16 protein-coding genes are annotated in these 17193 nt (G+C 68.3%); 3 read left to right on the forward strand and 13 right to left on the reverse strand.

Features of this window, described 5'->3' with window-relative positions:
• Window positions 1-21 precede the first annotated feature (21 nt).
• The 11 genes from BJ960_RS12205 to tilS form a co-directional block, all read right to left on the reverse strand.
• Entirely contained in the window at window positions 22-2703 is a 2682-nt protein-coding gene (locus tag BJ960_RS12205; protein ID WP_185987478.1) for a right-handed parallel beta-helix repeat-containing protein, read from the reverse strand.
• A 434-nt stretch (window positions 2704-3137) separates the two neighbouring features.
• Window positions 3138-3839, reverse strand: a complete 702-nt coding sequence (locus tag BJ960_RS12210; RefSeq protein ID WP_185987479.1) for a DUF2520 domain-containing protein — start codon at window positions 3837-3839, stop codon at window positions 3138-3140.
• Window positions 3826-5556 (reverse strand): PH domain-containing protein, encoded by a 1731-nt coding sequence (locus BJ960_RS12215; RefSeq protein ID WP_185987480.1) that lies wholly within the window; start codon window positions 5554-5556, stop codon window positions 3826-3828. The genes BJ960_RS12210 and BJ960_RS12215 overlap by 14 nt, the downstream gene beginning before the upstream one ends.
• Window positions 5553-6050, reverse strand: coding sequence for a PH domain-containing protein (locus BJ960_RS12220; protein ID WP_185987481.1), 498 nt, complete (start codon window positions 6048-6050; stop codon window positions 5553-5555). Before BJ960_RS12220 ends, BJ960_RS12215 begins: the two co-directional genes overlap by 4 nt.
• Window positions 6047-6547, reverse strand: a complete 501-nt coding sequence (locus BJ960_RS12225; protein WP_185987482.1) for a DUF3180 family protein — start codon at window positions 6545-6547, stop codon at window positions 6047-6049. The genes BJ960_RS12220 and BJ960_RS12225 overlap by 4 nt, the downstream gene beginning before the upstream one ends.
• Window positions 6544-7095 carry a 2-amino-4-hydroxy-6-hydroxymethyldihydropteridine diphosphokinase gene (gene folK, locus BJ960_RS12230; RefSeq protein WP_185987483.1) on the reverse strand — a complete coding sequence of 184 codons (552 nt, stop codon included), beginning with the start codon at window positions 7093-7095 and terminating at the stop codon, window positions 6544-6546. Before folK ends, BJ960_RS12225 begins: the two co-directional genes overlap by 4 nt.
• Window positions 7092-8297 carry a dihydropteroate synthase gene (gene folP / locus BJ960_RS12235; protein WP_185987484.1) on the reverse strand — a complete coding sequence of 402 codons (1206 nt, stop codon included), beginning with the start codon at window positions 8295-8297 and terminating at the stop codon, window positions 7092-7094. Before folP ends, folK begins: the two co-directional genes overlap by 4 nt.
• On the reverse strand, window positions 8294-8857 hold the full coding sequence (folE, locus tag BJ960_RS12240) for a GTP cyclohydrolase I FolE (protein WP_372430577.1): 564 nt from the start codon (window positions 8855-8857) through the stop codon (window positions 8294-8296). The genes folP and folE overlap by 4 nt, the downstream gene beginning before the upstream one ends.
• Window positions 8858-8889: 32 nt before the next feature.
• Window positions 8890-10953 carry an ATP-dependent zinc metalloprotease FtsH gene (ftsH, locus tag BJ960_RS12245; RefSeq protein WP_185987485.1) on the reverse strand — a complete coding sequence of 688 codons (2064 nt, stop codon included), beginning with the start codon at window positions 10951-10953 and terminating at the stop codon, window positions 8890-8892.
• A 106-nt stretch (window positions 10954-11059) separates the two neighbouring features.
• Window positions 11060-11617: a hypoxanthine phosphoribosyltransferase gene (gene hpt / locus BJ960_RS12250; protein WP_185987486.1), complete on the reverse strand. Its 558-nt coding sequence runs from the start codon at window positions 11615-11617 to the stop codon at window positions 11060-11062.
• A 35-nt stretch (window positions 11618-11652) separates the two neighbouring features.
• Window positions 11653-12762: a tRNA lysidine(34) synthetase TilS gene (gene tilS, locus BJ960_RS12255; RefSeq protein WP_185988283.1), complete on the reverse strand. Its 1110-nt coding sequence runs from the start codon at window positions 12760-12762 to the stop codon at window positions 11653-11655.
• Between the two features lie 117 nt (window positions 12763-12879).
• Between tilS and BJ960_RS12260 the strand changes: the two genes are divergently transcribed.
• Together BJ960_RS12260 and BJ960_RS12265 are read left to right on the forward strand one after the other, a co-directional pair.
• A complete protein-coding gene (locus BJ960_RS12260; protein ID WP_121077824.1) occupies window positions 12880-13374 on the forward strand; it encodes an inorganic diphosphatase in 495 nt (164 codons plus the stop codon).
• A gap of 11 nt (window positions 13375-13385) precedes the next feature.
• Window positions 13386-14108 carry a glucosamine-6-phosphate deaminase gene (locus BJ960_RS12265; protein ID WP_185987487.1) on the forward strand — a complete coding sequence of 241 codons (723 nt, stop codon included), beginning with the start codon at window positions 13386-13388 and terminating at the stop codon, window positions 14106-14108.
• A gap of 65 nt (window positions 14109-14173) precedes the next feature.
• On the opposite strand, the gene BJ960_RS12270 is transcribed toward BJ960_RS12265, so the two are convergent.
• Together BJ960_RS12270 and BJ960_RS12275 are read right to left on the reverse strand one after the other, a co-directional pair.
• Window positions 14174-14755, reverse strand: a complete 582-nt coding sequence (locus BJ960_RS12270; RefSeq protein ID WP_185987488.1) for a CueP family metal-binding protein — start codon at window positions 14753-14755, stop codon at window positions 14174-14176.
• 132 nt (window positions 14756-14887) lie between these two features.
• Window positions 14888-15094 (reverse strand): cold-shock protein, encoded by a 207-nt coding sequence (locus BJ960_RS12275; RefSeq protein ID WP_119284821.1) that lies wholly within the window; start codon window positions 15092-15094, stop codon window positions 14888-14890.
• 320 nt (window positions 15095-15414) lie between these two features.
• Between BJ960_RS12275 and BJ960_RS12280 the strand changes: the two genes are divergently transcribed.
• Entirely contained in the window at window positions 15415-17169 is a 1755-nt protein-coding gene (locus BJ960_RS12280; RefSeq protein WP_185987489.1) for a bifunctional 3'-5' exonuclease/DNA polymerase, read from the forward strand.
• Window positions 17170-17193 lie beyond the last annotated feature (24 nt).

Raw genomic sequence — 17193 nt, forward strand, 5'->3', positions numbered from 1 at the left:
CGCCGAAGGCGCTACCGAGTTTCACCTGGAACCACCGACCGTGGTGTCCTCGGGCATGAGGCTGCCACACGCGGAGAGCAGGGTGCTCTGGCCCACGGCGAGCGACGGGACCGATCCGATCAGGCCGCCGTCACCCAGGCGGGTGTCGGTGTCCGTGACCATGATGTCGGTGAGCTCAGTTGCCCAGTCGTCAGCCGAGATGTTCGACACCTCGTAGACGAAGCACACAGCCTGGCCATCGGTCAGTCGTGCACCGGCAAGCGCCTCCGTGCCCGTCGCCATGATCTGCGCCGGCGAGGACGCGTCACCCACGTCCGTGAACGCACGCTTGGTGATCTTCACCGACGGATCCGTGGAGAACAGCTTCACGAGGAGGTCGTTCACGACGAGGCCGTCGAAGTTCGAGTCGTCAGAGGTCACGGTGTGGCTGAACCGCACCGGGGTGTTCGCGGGGACGTCGCCTTCGGCGGCCGTCACCTTGATCTTGCCCGAGCTCGTTGCACCCGCGGCGATGACCGCGTTCACGTTCGACAGCTCAACACTGTTGTCCGTTGCAGCCTGGTCAGGCGTCGCAACAAAGTTCAGGTCCGATGACGGCTTCGGAGCACCCGAGGCAATCGTGAGCTGGTACTGCTTACCAGTGGGCTCACCGGTCACGAGCGTGAACGAGCCTGGCTTCGCCTGCACCGGGTTGATGAACGTGATGTCCGGGTCGGTGCTCTCGGCCGCAGCGCGGTTCGTGAGACCACCCGTACTCGTCACCTTCTCGGCGGCGATCCCAGCGGTCACCTTCGCAGAGTCATCGACCCTGGCGATCACCGTGAACTCGCGGTTCGCGGTGCCCGAGATGGGCTTCACGGATACTGAGCGGGGGTTCAGGCGGCCCGCGTCGACGGTCTCGGCGACCGCAGCAGCGGTGACGTCGACCACACCAGCGGTGACGCTTGCGGGGTCCAGCGGCAGCGACGACTTCACCGTGTAGTGGAGATCGCGCGCCATCGTCGAATCGTTCTGGGTTGCGGACTGGTCGATCGTCAGCTCGGGGCGGCAGTTGCCGCTGAAGCCAACCATTCGCGAGTACTGCGAGGACTGACCGGTCGTTGCGCCGACAGTCTGCATCCGGACGTAGCCCTGGCCGGCGCCCGTGTTTGCGTCGACAATCGTCGCCTCATCGAACTCGCCGACAACCGTCGACGGGAACTTCTGGGGTCCGACCGGGAGGTCGAGCAGGAGCTTCGCGCTGGAGCCGGTGATTCCCTCAACGCGGCCGAGGTAGACCTCGGCGGTCCGGTCAGCGGTCCAGTACAGGTCGAGGTCGACCGTACTCTCGGGGAGCGGCAGGTCACTCGGCGCGGACACGTCAAGCGTTGCCACGCAGGCGGGGACGTCTGCAGCGAGCGGCGACTCCACCTGGATCGAGCCTGCTGGGGCGTCGCCAGTCAGTACTGCCGAGTCACCCGTCGGGTACCAGGTCATGACGCGACCGTTCGCGTTCCGGTTGTTGTCGAGCAGTGCGTTCGAGCCGTCGCGGCCCTCCTCGGCGGTGCCGGGGCGGTTCTGGCTCGCGCTGCGCTCGCCGAACGTGTTCTTCTCAACGTTCACGGTGCCCGTGTCGTAGAGGTAGATTGAGTTGGCTGAGTAGCCGTTGAAGTAGTTGTTCGCGATTCGCATGTCGCCGGCATTACCACTGGTCGTGTTGCCGTTCCATGCGACTGCCATCGTCTGGCCTGAGGTGTCGCGGACAAACTGGTTGCCACTGATCTCGTTCTTGCCGGCGATCTGGCCGTACGGCAGCGTGATGAACGCATTGGTTGAGCCCGAGCCCGTGCCGCGCACGTTGATGAACTCGTTGTCGGTGATCGTGATGTCCGACACCTTCGCGCTCGTTCCCGCGGTATTGCCAGTAGCAAACGGGAAGGCACTCTGAGCGAGGAGGTTCGACACGAATGAGTTCGTGAAGGTGAACCCATCGACGATGACGCCGGCGCCGCGACCCGAGAACCCGAGAATGTCGGTGCGGCAGCCGGAGCCGTCGCTCGAGCTACAGGAACCGCCAACGGTGTAGGTCACGCGAACATTGTCGATGACGATGTTTTCGATGGGAGTCGCGCTCTGCGCGTTCACCCAGAACAGCGCGTCGCCGGCGTAGAAGCCCTGGAGCCTATAGTTCTTAACAGTGATGTCCTTGGCGCCCTCGCGGTAGACCACGAACCGCTCAGGTCCGTAGTGGGCCTGGGTCACAGAGGAGCCTCCGTCGATCGTGACGCGCAGAGCTTTCGGGCCCATCACGAACGAGGTCTCGCCCGACAGCGCCTGGTTCATGTTCAGGAAGTTGATGTCCGGGCCGTTCGCGTGGAAGAGCGCGCCGCCGGTGTCGCGGCTCGCCTCAATCGTGACCTGGCTCTTCATGTCGATCGTCACGGGCGCGGTGACCGCGAAGTGCGATCCACCGTCACGGGACGAAGGAGATGCAGTTTCCATGTACTGGTACCCCGACAGTGGCACCGGGTCAATGTTGCCCGTGAAGCCCGCTGCCGGAGTGATGAGGATCGCGCCCGGCGCGAGGTTCAGCGCGTTCGACTCTTCAAGTGCTGCGCGCATGGTGCACGTGCCTGCTGCGGTTGCGCAGATGCCGTCACCGGGGTTCGCGTCCTTGGCGTTCGCGGTCACGTCGGCCGAGTTCAGCTCGAACGTGTGCGTCACGGCCTGGGCCGATGAAACCGGCAGGAAGGGGCTCGCGATCAGTGCGACCGCGAGAGCGGCAGCGGCGAACGCACCTCCACGCCGCCGATGTAGACGCCCGGCCGCGTGGCGTGACGCTGCGGCCGCTCCGCCTGTACTCGCTCGATGTCGCATGTCGAGGGGTTCCCTTCTTGTCGCTGTTCTGCCCTTACGAGAACAGCCTGACCGAAGGAATCGGGGGTGAGTACTGCGAGTGATGTGGCTGTTGAGCCGCTGAGTACGTTCTGAGGCACAACTGAGTACGGAAACATGCGTACCCAGTCGCTTACTTAGGTAGGAGATCGCATTTACCCCCCACAGACAACGCAGCGCAAATGCGTAGTTGCAGGCGCGGCGCTACTGGGTTCCGGGGGAACCTGAGTAGCCGTTCCCCACCCCCCGACGTGCCAGCGAAGCTAGGCGATGAGCCCCTCGTCGCTCGAGTGACGCGTGAGCTCCTCTTCGAGCGCCGCGCGCATGGTACCGCCGATGACGCGGTCCGCCCCGGTGATGCCGAGGGCCTCAAGCGCCTCGATCGCGTTCGCCGCTGCGGCCCGCGCGGTATCACCCGCGGCGGTCACCGCCGCGGCGTATGCCGCTCGGTCGGATTCGGCGACGAGCACGGGCTCAGCGCCCATCTCGACCACGAGCGCCTGCCCGATGGGTTGCACGACGGTCGGCGCGGTGACGGCGACGGTGGCGCCCGACAGTCGCGTGAGATCCAGGCTCGTACCGGTAAAGACGATGCCGGGGTGCAGAGCGATCGGGATCACCCCCGGCGCGTCAGCAAACACCGCGGTGCCGTGCTCCGGCGCCGTGTGGATCACCAGCTGGCCCGGCTGCCACGCGCCAAGCTTCGCGAGCCCCGACACGAGGCCGGGGATCTCACTGCCCGGGATCGCGAGCAACACCATTTCGGCGCGGCGCACGACCTCCTGCACCTCGAGGAGCGGAACGCCCGGCAGCATCGCCTCTGCGCGCTCTCTGCTCTCATCGCTGACCGCACTCATGCCAACGATCGCATGGCCGACGCCGGCGAGCGCGCGCCCCAGCACGGGGCCCACCTTGCCGGCGCCGACGATGCCGATGCCGAGTCGGCTAGCTCTAAGGCCGCTCATCGCTCTCGCTCCGCCTCGCCGTCGGGTGGCCGTCGGATTCCGCGCGCTGCACGGCGAGCACCGCGGCGGAGAGGTGCTCAAAGACCGCGCGCGCGTCGTCAAGCGCGATACCGCGCACGGAGACTCGCACCGGCCCAAGCACGGTGTGCGCCTGCAGCGAGGCGAGCTTCAGCACGTAGTGGCACATCGGGCGGCTGAGCTGCACGGACTGCGCGCGCACGATCGGCATGATCGCGAACGACCGCGTGAGCGCCCCCCGCCTGATACGAAGCGTCACGTCGGTGAGAGCGGCCGGATCGGTTGGCACGTCGATCCGCACTCCCGCGCGGCGCTTGCCGAACCAGAGCAGCCAGCCCGAGCGCGGCCCGGCCCCGACGTAGTCTTCGCCGGCCCCGGTGAGCCCCTCGGTGATGCCCGTCGCCGCGCCTGGGACGAGCGTCTCGATGACCCGGACCACGTCGTCGTGCCTGCCGACGGGCAGCACGACGTTCTGGGTGACGCTCTGCCCCGCCTCGGACACCGAGTGTCCCGCGAGCGTTACGCGGACGCGCCACCACCCGAACGGCCGCCAGAACAGCGGCTGGCGCGCCTCGATCGCGTGAATCCTGCCGAACGGGATGGAGTCGGTGACCGTCGAGGTGAGTCCTGAGCCGACCCGCACCGACTCGCGCCCCCGCGAGAGTGTGAAGTTGAAGCCCTTATTGAACTGGGCGAACATCATGCCGACAGTGACCAGGATGAGCGGGATGACGGTGAGCAGCGACACGCCGCCAGCCGCGAGGAATCCGCTATTGCCAGTGACCGCGCCAATCGCGGAGCTGATGAGCCCCCAGAAGATCGCGACGAGCAGCAGGATGAGCGTGATGACGGCTTCCCAGCTCAGCAGAATCGAGCCGAGCAGCCGCCCCAGCGGCACGCGCACGAGCGCCTGCGCCTCGGCGGCCTCCGGATCCACGTCGAAGTCAGCAAAGTCCTGGACACGCTCCGTGAGCGAGTCCGCGGGCTGCGCGTACCGTGTGCCGTCGTACGAGACGGCGGCGGCGGGCGCGACGACGCCGGGCGCCGCGTCGACGCTGGTTCCCGAGCGGCGGGCCGATGCGAGCTGCAGAATCCGCTCGCGCACTGCCTTCGCGTCCCGGTGCCCGAGATAGGCGAGCTCGACCTTCCCGCCCTGGCCGCCGGTGAGCACCTCGATCTTCGTGAGTCCGAGCAGTCGCGCGAGCAGCGGGCGCTGCAGGTTGACGCTCTGCACGCGATCGAGCGGCGCCCGCCGGTGCTGCCTGAACAGCACGCCGGAGCGCGACTCGACCGCCTCGCCGGAGACGCGATACGTATGGAACCGCCACGCGACCCAGGAGACGCCGATGATGACCACGAGCAGCAGTACGACGCCGCCGAGCACGATCAGCAGGGTCTGGCCGTTCGACAGCATGCCGAGGATCGCGGTGAACTCGTCGTCCTCGACGGGTTCGTGTGTCGATGCTGCGACGAACATCCGCACGAACAGGTCACGGAAGTTCGCGATGAAGACGCCGATGAGCACGAGCAGCACGAGGCCGCCGCGCAGCAGCGGGGAGATCGGGTGCAGCCGGCGCCATCCCTCCGCGTCGGCCGTGCCGGGCATCGCCTCGGCGCCGGCGGGCTCCACGGATCCCGCGAGCGGCTCGCCCGCGGGCGGCACCGCCGGATCCTGACCGGGAAGGCCTGGGGAGGTCACAGCCCTGACCGCCGCGACTCGGCGAGCTCGACGAGGCGGTCGCGCAGCGCCTCGGCGTCGCTCGTGGTCAGCCCCGGCAGCTGCACGCCGGTCGCCGCAGACGCCGTCACAAACTTCAGCGTGGAGAGGCCGAGCGCGCGCAGCAGCGGGCCGCGCGTGATATCGACGAGCTGCAGCCTGCCGTACGGCACCGCCACGACTCGTTCGAACATGATGCCGCGGCGGAACAGGAGATCGTCCTCGCGCAGAATGTAGCCGATCGCCTTAACCCTGCGAAACGCGAAGAGCGAGTTCACCAGGAAGAAGACGACGAGAGCCCACAGGCCGAGCGTGAGCCAGAGCGGAACATCGCCGTTATTCGTGAGCGACACGATAATGACGCCGACGAGCGGGAAGAACGACGTCACGACGTTGATGATGAGGTCAGAGACGGCGTACTTTGGCGAGACTCGGTGCCACTTGGGCTCGAGTGCGGGGAAAGTCTGTTGGGTCACGTCTCAAGTGTAGCCAGGCCCGGGTCGCTTTCGCCTTCCGGGTCGTCGCTCGGCGGCACCCGGCACAGGCGTTCGGCGATCAGCGCGCACACGAGCAGCACGACGCCCGCGGCCGTTGTGACGAGCATCGGCAACCAGGTGGGTGTCGGGGCCGGCACGCTCCGGCCGAGCAGCGACAGCAGCAACCCACCGCCGAAGCCCGCGAACGCTGCGCCGACGATCTGGCCGGCCCGGGCCGTCGCGAGGAGGCGGACGGCCTGGAACGGGTTCACCGCACCGGTGCCCTTCGCGACGTGCTTGCGCAACCGAAGTCCCAGGACGACAAGCAGCACCGCGAGCGCGACGAGCGTGATCGCCATCGAGTACGGCAGCAAGATCGACGGCCGCCCGCGCGAAGACAGCCACGCTTGGATGAGCAACGCGAGCGCGGCCCCGACCGCTCCGGTGCCGAGGAGGTGCAGCGGGTTCAGCCCGCGGAGCTTCTGCGGCGCGCTCACGCTGGCTCGCCCCCGGGACGCGTTGGCGCGTGCCCACGGTCGGCCGCGTCAGCGAGCGGGGTGGTGGTGTCGCCGATTCGGTCGAGCAGCTCTCGCACACGTCCGTGCCCCATGAGCACGGCGTCCGGATCGAGCGCGAGCCAGGGCGACAGTACAAAGTCGCGCTCGTGCGCGCGGGGGTGGGGCACCGTCAGCCTGTCGTCGGAAATCACTCTGCCGCCAAACAGGATGAGGTCGATGTCGAGGGTCCGGTCTCCCCATCTGGTGTCGCGAACTCTGCCATGCGCGGTCTCGATGCGCTGCATCGCGTCCAGAAGCGCGTGCGGCGCAAGCGTCGTCCGCAGCGTCGCGACGCCGTTGATGTACTTTGGCGCCGCCGGATCGGGTCCGTCGAGCGTGAGTGCCACCGTCTCGTGCAGCGGGGAGGCGACGAAGTCAGTGACACCGTCGACGTCGGCGAGCTCCCGCTGCGCTGCGCGGATCGTCTCGCCTCGGTCTCCGAGGTTCGCCCCGAACGCAAGCAGCACGGGAACGACCTGCGCGATCATTCGGCTCTCCGAACACGGTCGACGGTGACGGCGACGTCGGCGAACGGCGCCTGGATCGGCGCGTCAGGCTTGTGCACGGTGATGCACGCCCGGTTCACCCCGGGATAGCCGAGTGCGAGCTGCGCGATGCGCTCGGCGACGGTTTCGATGAGGTCGACGGGGTCGGCGGCGACCGCCGCGACGACGGCGTCGGCGAACTCCCCATAGTGCACGGTGCTCGCCAGGTCGTCGCCCGCCGCGGCGGCGCGGAGGTCCACGTCAAGCCTGGCGTCGATGAGGAAGCGCTGCCCCTGTTCGCGCTCGAAGTCGAAGACGCCGTGGTGCGCGTAGACCTCGAGCCCGGTCAACGTGATCTGGTCGCCGCCGGCTGGCCCGGCCCAGGCGCGCTCGACGGCGATCGCGGCGGCGGTGCCCGCAACATCGTGGACGCGGACGCCCCAGGCCCCGGCTCGCGCCGAGAGCGCGCTGACGACCGCGGTCGCGCCGTCGCGGTCGGCCGGGCCTGATGCCGCTCCGGGAAGCCCGCCGAGCACCTCGCCGAGCATTCGCTTCCGCGATGCACCGATCAGGACGGGGTAGCCGAGCGCCTGAAGCTCGCCCAGCCGCCGCAACAGCTCCCAGCACTGCTCGCCGGTCTTATCGAAGCCGAGCCCGGGATCGAGCACGATGAGCTCGCTCGGCACGCCCGCCGCGACCGCCTCGCTCGCCCGCTGCACGAGCTCGTCCCGCACCTCGCGCACGACGTCGCCGTAGACGGACCGCTCGTTCCGCGGATCCGGGATGCCGCGCCAGTGACCCAGGATCAGCGTCGTGCCCGTTTCGGCGGCGGCGCGCGCCGCGACCTGGAACATTTCGGGGTCGTTGAGCCCGCCAGAGACGTCGTTGATAAAGCGCGCGCCGGCGGCAACGGCCGCCGCGGCGGTCTCCGCGTGAATCGTGTCGGTCGAGACCGCGATCCCGGCCGCGGAGAGCTCGCGGATGACCGGAATGACACGGCCGAGTTCCTCGTCGCGCGGCACCGGGGTCGCGCCGGGCCTGGTGGACTCGCCGCCGACATCGATCACGTCGGCGCCCTCCGCAACGAGCTCGCGGGCGCGGGCGACGGCGCGTTCAGGATCGAGGTAGGCTCCCCCATCGCTGAAGGAATCGGGCGTGGTGTTGAGCACGCCAAGGATCAGCGGGGCGGTGCGGGCGCCGGTCACAGCGAAGCCCTTGGGCTGCCTGGCGCGATGAGGGCCATGACCTCCGAGCGCGCGGCAGCATCGGTGAGGCTCCCACGCGCGGCGATGGTCACGGCCTCGGCCTCGGTCTCGCGCACACCCCGGTCAGCAACGCAGCCGTGGCTCGCTTCGAGGACGACGAGCACGCCCTTCGCGTCGAGCCCGTCGGCGATGGCCTGCGCGATCTGTTCGCCGAGGCGTTCCTGGACCTGCGGGCGGGCGGCGAGAGCGTCGACGACGCGAGGCAACGCACTCAACCCGACGACGCGGTCGCGCGGCTGGTAGGCGACGTGGGCCCTCCCCCGGAACGGGAGCAGGTGGTGCTCGCAGATCGAGCGCAGCGCGATATCGCGCATGAGCACAAGCTCGCCCGTCTCACCATCGACGGGCACAGCGTCGCTCAGAAACTGCTGCGGATCGACGCCGACTCCCGCGAAGAACTCGGCGTAGGAGTCGGCAACGCGCCCGGGCGTCGCCCGGAGCTCGTCGCTTTCAGGGTCGGCGCCGATCGCGCTGAGCAGCTCGCGAACTGCTCTCGCCACACGCTCCCGATCCACTCCCGCGCTCACGTCAGCTACTCCGCGGGGGTGTCTGGTTGCGTGGTGTCGGCCGGGCCCGGACGGTGGCCGTCGCCCTGCTCAGCACCCTCGGCGCCGTTCTCGCCGTGGTGCTGGGCGACCTTCTCGGCGGTCGGCCCGTCGGTGCGAACCTCCGCGGGGACCTCGATCGGCGGCCGATCCGAGACCGGCCGGTCGCCGTGCGAGAGCCAGGTTGAGCGCGGGGCCAGCTTCTGCACGTCGCGGAAAATCTCCGCGAGCTGCAGGTGATCAAGGGTCTCCTTCTCGAGGAGTTCGCGGGCGAGCCTGTCAAGCACGTCGCGGTTCGCCACGAGCACCTCGTAGGCCTCGTTGTGCGCCTGCTCGATGAGCGCGCGCACCTCGGCGTCGATCTGCACCGCGAGACCCTCGGAGTAGTCGCGTGACTGGCCGAAGTCGCCCATGAACGCCCCCGGCTGCGCCTGTCCGAGCTTCACCGGGCCGACCGAGGTTGTCATGCCGTACTCGGTCACCATCTTGCGGGCGGTGGAGGTCGCCTTCTCGATATCGTTGCCGGCGCCGGTTGTCGGGTCGTGGAACACGAGTTCCTCAGCGACGCGGCCACCGAGGGCGTACGCGAGCTGGTCCTGCAGCTCGTTGCGAGTCACCGAGTACTTGTCCTCGAGCGGAATCACCATCGTGTAGCCGAGGGCGCGGCCGCGCGGCAGGATCGTGATCTTGGTGACAGGGTCCGTGTGGTTCAGCGACGCCGCCACGAGTGCGTGCCCGCCCTCGTGATACGCCGTGATGAGCTTTTCCTGGTCCTTCATGACGCGCGTGCGGCGCTGCGGACCGGCGATGACACGATCAATCGCCTCGTCGAGCGCACGGTTGTCGATGAGCTGCGCGTTGGAGCGGGCGGTGAGCAGCGCCGCCTCGTTCAGCACGTTGGCGAGATCTGCGCCAGAGAAGCCGGGCGTCTTGCGTGCGACGACCTCAAGGTCGACGTTCTTCGAGAGCGGCTTGCCCTTCGCGTGGACCTGCAGGATCATGAGCCTGCCGCGCATGTCAGGCGCGTCAACGCCGACCTGGCGGTCGAAACGGCCCGGACGCAGCAGCGCGGGGTCGAGCATGTCCGGGCGGTTGGTCGCCGCGATCATGATGACGTTCGCCTTCGGATCGAAGCCGTCCATCTCGACGAGCAGCTGGTTCAGGGTCTGCTCGCGCTCGTCATGGCCGCCGCCCATGCCCTGGCCGCGGCGCTGACCGACAGCGTCGATCTCGTCGATGAAGATGATGGCGGGCGCGTTCGCCTTCGCCTCCTTGAAGAGGTCTCGGACGCGGCTCGCGCCGACGCCGACAAACATCTCGACGAAGTCCGATCCCGAGATCGAATAGAACGGTACGCCGGCCTCGCCCGCGACCGCGCGCGCGAGGAGCGTCTTGCCGGTGCCGGGAGGGCCGTACAGCAGCACGCCCTTCGGAATCCGGGCGCCGACCGCCTGGAAGCGTGAGGCGTCCTGCAGGAAGTCCTTGATCTCCTCGAGCTCCTCGACGGCCTCGTCTGCACCGGCGACGTCGGCGAAGGTCACGACCGGGGTCTCCTTCGAGACGAGCTTGGCCTTCGACTTGCCGAACTGCATCACGCCGCGTCCGCCGCCCTGCATCGACGACATCATCCACCACAGCAGTACGCCGATGAGCAGGAGCGGGAGCAGGAAGCCGAGCAGCGACCAGAACGGGTTCGGCTTCGGGACGACGTCGTTGAAGCCGTCCTTCGGCTTCGCCTCGTCGATCGCCGACACCACCTCTGCCCCGCGCTGATTCACGTAGTAGAAGAAGACATTCTCGCTGCCGGCCTTCTTATCGGCCTTCGTGAGCTCGAGGTTGACGCGCTGGTCGCCGTCGATGATCTCCGCCTGCTTGACCTTGCCCTCGGCGATGAGCTCGAGGCCGCGCTCGGTGCTCACCTCGCGGGTGTTGCTCCCAGAGAGGAACGACCACCCGAGCAGCAAGAAGACGACCGCGATCGCGATATACACGAACGGGCCCTTGAGCAGGCGCCGACCCTTTGTTGGGGTCTCGGACGATTTTTCAGCCAAGTCTGGGCCTTTCGATCGGCAGATTACAGCGAGCTAAGCGTATCCGAGGCGTCTGACACTTCTCCTGCCCCGTCGTGCTTGTCCGCTCAGGGCGGAGAACCTAACGTTACTCGCCCGAGTACACGTGCGGTGCGAGGATGGCGACGTCGCGGAGGTTTCTGTAGTCCTCTGCGTAGTCGAGGCCGTAGCCGACGACGAACTCAACGGGAATGTCGAAGCCGACGTACGCGACATCGACCTCCACCTTCAGCGCCTCCGGCTTGCGGAGCATCGTGCAGATGCGCACCGACTTCGCGCCCCGGCTCTCCAGGTTGTCCTTCAGCCACGAGAGCGTGAGTCCCGAGTCGATGATGTCCTCGACGATCAGCACGTCGCGGCCCGTGATGTCTGCGTCGAGGTCCTTCAGGATCTTGACGACGCCGCTCGATTTCGTGCCAACGCCGTACGACGAGACGGCCATCCAGTCCATCTGCGCGTGGAAGTTCAGCTCGCGAGCGAGGTCGGCCATCACCATGACGGCGCCCTTCAGCACGCCAACCAGCAGCGGCGGCTCCTCGGCGTAGTCGCGCTCGATCTCGCGCGCCAGTTCAGCGAGGCGCACGCGAAGTTCTTCTTCGGTGTGCAGTACAACAGTGAGGTCATCGCCAAGATGTTTCGCGTCCATGCGTCCATCGTAGTGCGCGGCGCGGGAGAGTCCGATCAGCGTGCTGCTTGGCGGCTGTGCGCGCCTCGCGGTGATCCGCGCTGTGGCTCGAACGTGAGCTCGCCCCCAGCTCTGGTAACTCGGATGCCAGGCACGAACACCGGTCCCTGCCCGGCCCAGTGCGTGACAAGCGCCGCGATGCGCAGCGTGTGTTCGCGAGTGAGCGTGACGCCAAAGCGTTCCCGCGCCAGTCGGTGGATCGCCCGCTGGCGCACTGCAGCCGGAAGGCCCCCGAGCACGGCTACCCCTTCGGCGTCGATGCGCCATCGCTGCGCCGCGCTGCCGTCGGGGTCGTCGCCGGTCCCCTGCGTCTGCTGAAGTTTGCAGCTGAGCCGGTCGGCGCCGGCCGGAAGCAGCAGGACGTCGACGACCCTGCCGGCCCAGTCGTCGAGGGCGTCGGCGTCCTCACGGGCGAGGTCGGCGCTCCGCGCGAGCCCCGCGACGGCCCCCGGCCCGAGTTCGTCGGCGAGCGTCGGCAGCACCGTCTCGCGAACGCGCACCCGCGCGTACGAGGTGTCACGGTTGTGCGGATCGTGCCACGGAGAGAGCCCGAGCTCGGCGCACGCGGCCTCGGTCGTGGCACGCGAGATCTCCGGGTCGTCGCCGAGCAGCGGGCGCACGAGCTCGACGCCCGCCGCCAACGGCCGACGGCCGGGAATCCCCGCGATGCTCCGCGTTCCCGAGCCGCGCGCCAGCGCAAGCAGCACCTGCTCGGCCTGGTCGTCGCGTGTGTGGGCCGTCAGCACAGCGGCCGCGCCAACCTCCGTGGCGACCGCGCTGAACGCCGCGTAGCGCGCCTCTCGCGCGGCGGCTTCGGGGCCTCCCGCGGACGCCACCTCGACGCGGCGCACCACGACCGGCGCGAGCCCGAGCTCACGAGCCTGGGCCGCCGCGGCCTCAGCCACCCGGTCCGAGCCGGTCTGGAGCCCGTGGTCGACGACGAGTGCTCCCGCGCGGACCCCTGCCTTCCCTGCTTCGGCGGCGACGGCGGCCGCTAGGGCCAGGGAGTCCGCCCCGCCGGAGAGCCCGACGAGCGCGAGCGGGTCGCCCGTGTCGGTCGCCCGGAGCGTGGCGAGTGAGCGGCGTACAGCCCGCCGTATCTGCATAAACTCCGGATGCTCCACGCGTCCACGCTACCCGAGCATGTCATCGGGTAGCCTTAGCTTCGGCAATATTTCGCAACCAGGCCGACACGGGTCGACCACAAGCACGAAGGAGCGCGCATGACCGCCGCATTTGATGCCGTCATCGAGATCCCCAAGGGAAGCCGCAACAAGTACGAGATCGACCACGAGACCGGGCGCGTATACCTCGACCGCGTGCTCTACACGAACTTTGTGTACCCCGCCGATTACGGGTTCTTCGAGGAGACCCTCGGCGAGGACAACGATCCGCTCGACGTACTCGTACTGCTCGACTACCCGGTGTTCCCCGGTGTTGGCATCAAGGTTCGCCCCGTCGGCGTGCTCAAGATGAGCGACGAGGCAGGCGGCGACGACAAGGTCATCGCTGTGCAGTACAAGGATCCGCGCTGGGCGCACATTCAGGACGTCGACGACATTCCTGAGTACACCCGCAAGGAGATCGCGCACTTCTTCGAGCGCTACAAGGATCTCGAAGAGGGCAAGTGGGTCAAGGTTGACGCCTGGGGCTCCGCTGCTGACGCTGAGCGCCTGATCGTCGAGGCGCAGGAGCGCCTCGCCGCACAGGGACACTGAGGCTCGCCCCGGTGGAGGTACGCGTATTCGACGACGCGGTCTCACTCGGTCGGTTCGCCGCGGAGCAAGTGCTTGAGGCGATTGCGGCGAAGCCTGACGCCGTCATTGGCCTCGCGACCGGTTCATCCCCGCTGTCGCTCTACGCGGCATGGGCCGAGCTCGCGCGCGAGCGCGGCACGGACCTCTCGGCTGTGCGAGGCTTCGCCCTCGACGAGTACGCCGGCATCGACCCGGCCCACCCTGAGAGCTATCACTCGGTGATCGCACACGAGGTGGTCGCGCCCGTCGGGCTCACACCCGAGCAGGTATTCGTGCCATCGGCTGAGGCGACGGAGGAGGCTGCGGAGGCCTACGAGCAGGCGATCGCGGCAGCGGGCGGCGTTGACGTGCAGATCCTCGGGATTGGCCGCAACGGCCACCTCGGCTTCAACGAGCCGGGGTCCGCGCTCGATTCGCGGACGCGGCGCGTGGCGCTCACCGCCGAGACGATCGAGGACAACGCGCGCTTCTTTGACAGCGCCGCGGACGTCCCCACCGAGGCCATTACGCAGGGGCTCGGCACGATCATGGATGCCCGCAAACTTGTGATCCTCGCCGTCGGCGAGGCGAAGGCCGCGGCGGTCGCCGCAGCGATCGAGGGGCCGGTCACCGAGGCGATGCCAGCGAGCATCGCGCAGCGCCACCCGAACGTGGTGTACGTCCTCGACCGGGCGGCGGCGTCCCTGCTCTCGTAGCCACCCAACACGCGCAGCGGCTCCCCGGGGATTCTTCCCGGGGAGCCGCGTCGTTGTTGTGTGGGCTAGGCGCGGAGCTGCATCGTGGTCAGGCAGGTCGGATCAGTGTCGCCCGTCGTCACGCGCTGTTCGGCGACCCCCTGTTCCCCGACGACGCGAACGTCGAACTCGCCGTCGCGGGGCAACCAGACACCGACGAAGCCGTTGTCTGCGGTTGCCGTGATCTCGTTCACAACAACCTCGCCGGTCCTGCTGTCGGTCACCGTGAGTTCGATGGGCGTGTTCTGCAACTCGCCGAGGCACGTCGTCAGGCTGTGGAAGTCGCACGGGTGCGTTTGGTTTACGTACGGCGCGATCGAGAGGTAGAACCCTGCGTCCGCAAGCGGGAGAGTAACGTCGCCGGGCTGCAGAACAAGCTCGGTCGGACGAACTGACGCGATGAGGGCGTCCGGGCTCGGACGCTTGTCGACAGGCAGCCTGTCGAGGCCCTCAACGATGGCCTGTGCGTCGTCGGTAGCGAGGCCAAGCGCGGCAACCTGGTCGAGAGCGGCGGCAGGAGCCTCCGTCTCGGGCTCGGCGGCAGCGGTGCAGCCGGTGAGCAGGAGCGCGCCTGCGAGGAGCGTGAGAACAGCAGATCGGATACCCATACTGGGTATTCTCGCAGAGTGAGCCGTGCGATTGCTGCGTCACCCCCGAATCGATCAGACCGGACCCCGCGGAGACGCAAAAGGGGTGTCATCCGCGAGTAACGCGGATGACACCCCCAATGAAGACGTCGCTTAGGACAGCTTGCGGATGTTCACGGCCTGCGGGCCGCGAGCGCCATCCTCGGTGTCGAACTCGACCTGCTGGTTCTCCTCCAGGTCGCGACGGCCGGTGCCCTCAATTGCGCTGAAGTGCGCGAAGAGATCTGCCGAGCCGTCGTCGGGTGCGATGAACCCGTAGCCCTTTTCACTGTTGAACCACTTGACGGTGCCGGTTGCCATAAGAGCATTCCTTTGTGATGCGGAGCCGCCGGGGCGGCTCATAATGGTCGCGCCGAGGCGCGGATTGAACTTATCAGCGGGACAGCCCGGGGAAACACACCAGCGGCTGTGAGACACTGAGGCGAAGCGATCGGAAAGAAGGCGCCGATACGTGTAACCCTACCGCACCACCGCCCAAAACAAGCCTGAACCAAGTTTCGTGATAAATCCTTAACTTTTGTGTTCTCAATGGCTGAGCTGAGCGACGGTCTCTGAACTGCACCCCGGCCCGCACGGCGTCTGGTGCGCCGAGCACGCCCCGCAGCCGCTAACGTTAGAACATGCGTTCGAATCCCGCGACCCCCGCTGTGCGGTGGTGCGCGCTCGGGCGCACCACCGGCGGCGACTTCGAAGCGCTCGCACATCACGCGGACGGCACCGCGTCTGGGCCCACCCCGATCCCGGTCGGCGATCTGGCAGGATTCGTCGCCACGCTCGAGCGCGACCACGCCCCGCGCTGGGTGTGGCAGAGCTCCGCGGCCGTCTACCCCCAGCTGCTCTCAGCGGGCGTCAGGGTCGAGCGCTGCCACGATCTGCGGCTCTGCCACCAGATTCTCCGCAATTCTCAGTACGTCGCCGATCGGTCGGCCCTCGCGGCGGCGACGCAGTGGATCGCCACCCCAGCTTCGGAGGACATCAGTGCCGCGGATTCCGGGCCCGCACTTTTCGACCTCGACGCGCTCCCGCGGGGGCACAACCAGCCGGCCACGCTCGCGGACGCCCTCTCCGAGTACGACCGCCAGCGCGCGGCCGTCAACGGCTCGAGCCATCCCGGGCGGCTCTCGCTCCTGCTCGCTGCCGAGTCGGCGGGCGCCCTCATCGCCGCAGAACTCGCGGCGGCCGGCATCCCCTGGGACGCGGCGGAGCACGATCGGATCCTCACCCGGGCGCTCGGACCTCGCCCAGCAAGCTACGCCGACAAGCCGGCCCTGCTCGCAGCCGCGGGCGCCCGCGTCCGCGAGGCGCTCGGAGACCCGCTGCTGTCGCTCGACTCTCCCCCGAAGCTTCTCCGCGCGCTGCGAGCCGCCGGAATTCAGACGTCCTCCACGTCCCAGTGGGAGCTTGCAGAGCACAGCCATCCCGCGCTCGGGCCGCTGTTCGAGTACAAGAAGCTCTCTCGCCTCCTGACCGCGAACGGGTGGGCGTGGCTCGACGAATGGGTGCGCATGGGACGTTATCGCCCCGTGTATATTCCCGGCGGCGTCGTCACCGGGCGCTGGGCGTCGAACGGGGGCGGGGCCCTCCAGCTCCCCCGCGTGCTCCGCCCTGCGCTCAGGGCCGACCCCGGCTGGACGCTCGTCATCGCGGACGTCTCCCAGCTCGAACCGCGCGTGCTCGCGGCGATGTCCGGCGACACCGCGATGGCCGCGGCGGGGCGCGACACGGATCTCTACTCAGGCATCGTTGCGACGAGCACGATCGCGAACCGTGACGACGCGAAGATCGCGATGCTCGGGGCAATGTACGGCGCGACGTCCGGCGAGAGCGGCCGGCTCGTCCCCCAGCTCAGGCGGGTCTTCCCGCGCGCCATGGGGCTCGTCGATGGGGCCGCCGATATTGGCGAGCGTGGCGGGACAGTGACGACCTGGCTCGGCCGCTCCTCCCCCGAAGCCGACCTCGACTGGCGCGAGGCACAGTCGCAGGCGAGCATGCCTGGCGCGACACCACAGGACGAGCAGATTGCCAGGCGGAGTGCTCGGGAGCGCGGCCGCTTCACCCGGAACTTCGTGGTGCAGGGCACCGCGGCCGAGTGGGCGCTCGCCTGGCTCGCCGAGATACGCAAGCAGCTCGCGAGTTTTCCCGAGAGCGAGCACTCGCCCTCCGCGGAGAGCTCCGGCCCGGTGTTCTCGCGCCGCCCGCATCTCGCATTCTTTCTGCACGACGAGATCATCGTGCACACACCTGCTAACCAGGCCGCACAGGTTGCGGAGGTCGTCCAAGCGGCGGCAGCAGCCGCCGGAAATCTCCTGTTCCCGGGCGGAGCCGTTGACTTCAGGCTCGACCTGCACATCACGGACCGGGCAACGAAGCAGTAACGCACCTTACAGGAGCACCCGAAT

The organism is Leucobacter aridicollis (genome assembly GCF_013409595.1).
Classification (GTDB): Bacteria; Actinomycetota; Actinomycetes; order Actinomycetales; family Microbacteriaceae; genus Leucobacter; species Leucobacter aridicollis.

Excerpts from the sequence above, each read along its gene's own strand:
- BJ960_RS12280 (WP_185987489.1), top strand. The coding sequence starts at position 15,415 with ATGCGTTCGAATCCCGCGACCCCCGCTGTGCGGTGGTGCGCGCTCGGG.
- BJ960_RS12275 (WP_119284821.1), bottom strand. The coding sequence starts at position 15,094 with ATGGCAACCGGCACCGTCAAGTGGTTCAACAGTGAAAAGGGCTACGGG.
- folK (WP_185987483.1), bottom strand. The coding sequence starts at position 7,095 with ATGATCGCGCAGGTCGTTCCCGTGCTGCTTGCGTTCGGGGCGAACCTC.
- BJ960_RS12210 (WP_185987479.1), bottom strand. The coding sequence starts at position 3,839 with ATGAGCGGCCTTAGAGCTAGCCGACTCGGCATCGGCATCGTCGGCGCC.
- tilS (WP_185988283.1), bottom strand. The coding sequence starts at position 12,762 with ATGCAGATACGGCGGGCTGTACGCCGCTCACTCGCCACGCTCCGGGCG.
- BJ960_RS12270 (WP_185987488.1), bottom strand. The coding sequence starts at position 14,755 with ATGGGTATCCGATCTGCTGTTCTCACGCTCCTCGCAGGCGCGCTCCTG.
- BJ960_RS12260 (WP_121077824.1), top strand. The coding sequence starts at position 12,880 with ATGACCGCCGCATTTGATGCCGTCATCGAGATCCCCAAGGGAAGCCGC.
- hpt (WP_185987486.1), bottom strand. The coding sequence starts at position 11,617 with ATGGACGCGAAACATCTTGGCGATGACCTCACTGTTGTACTGCACACC.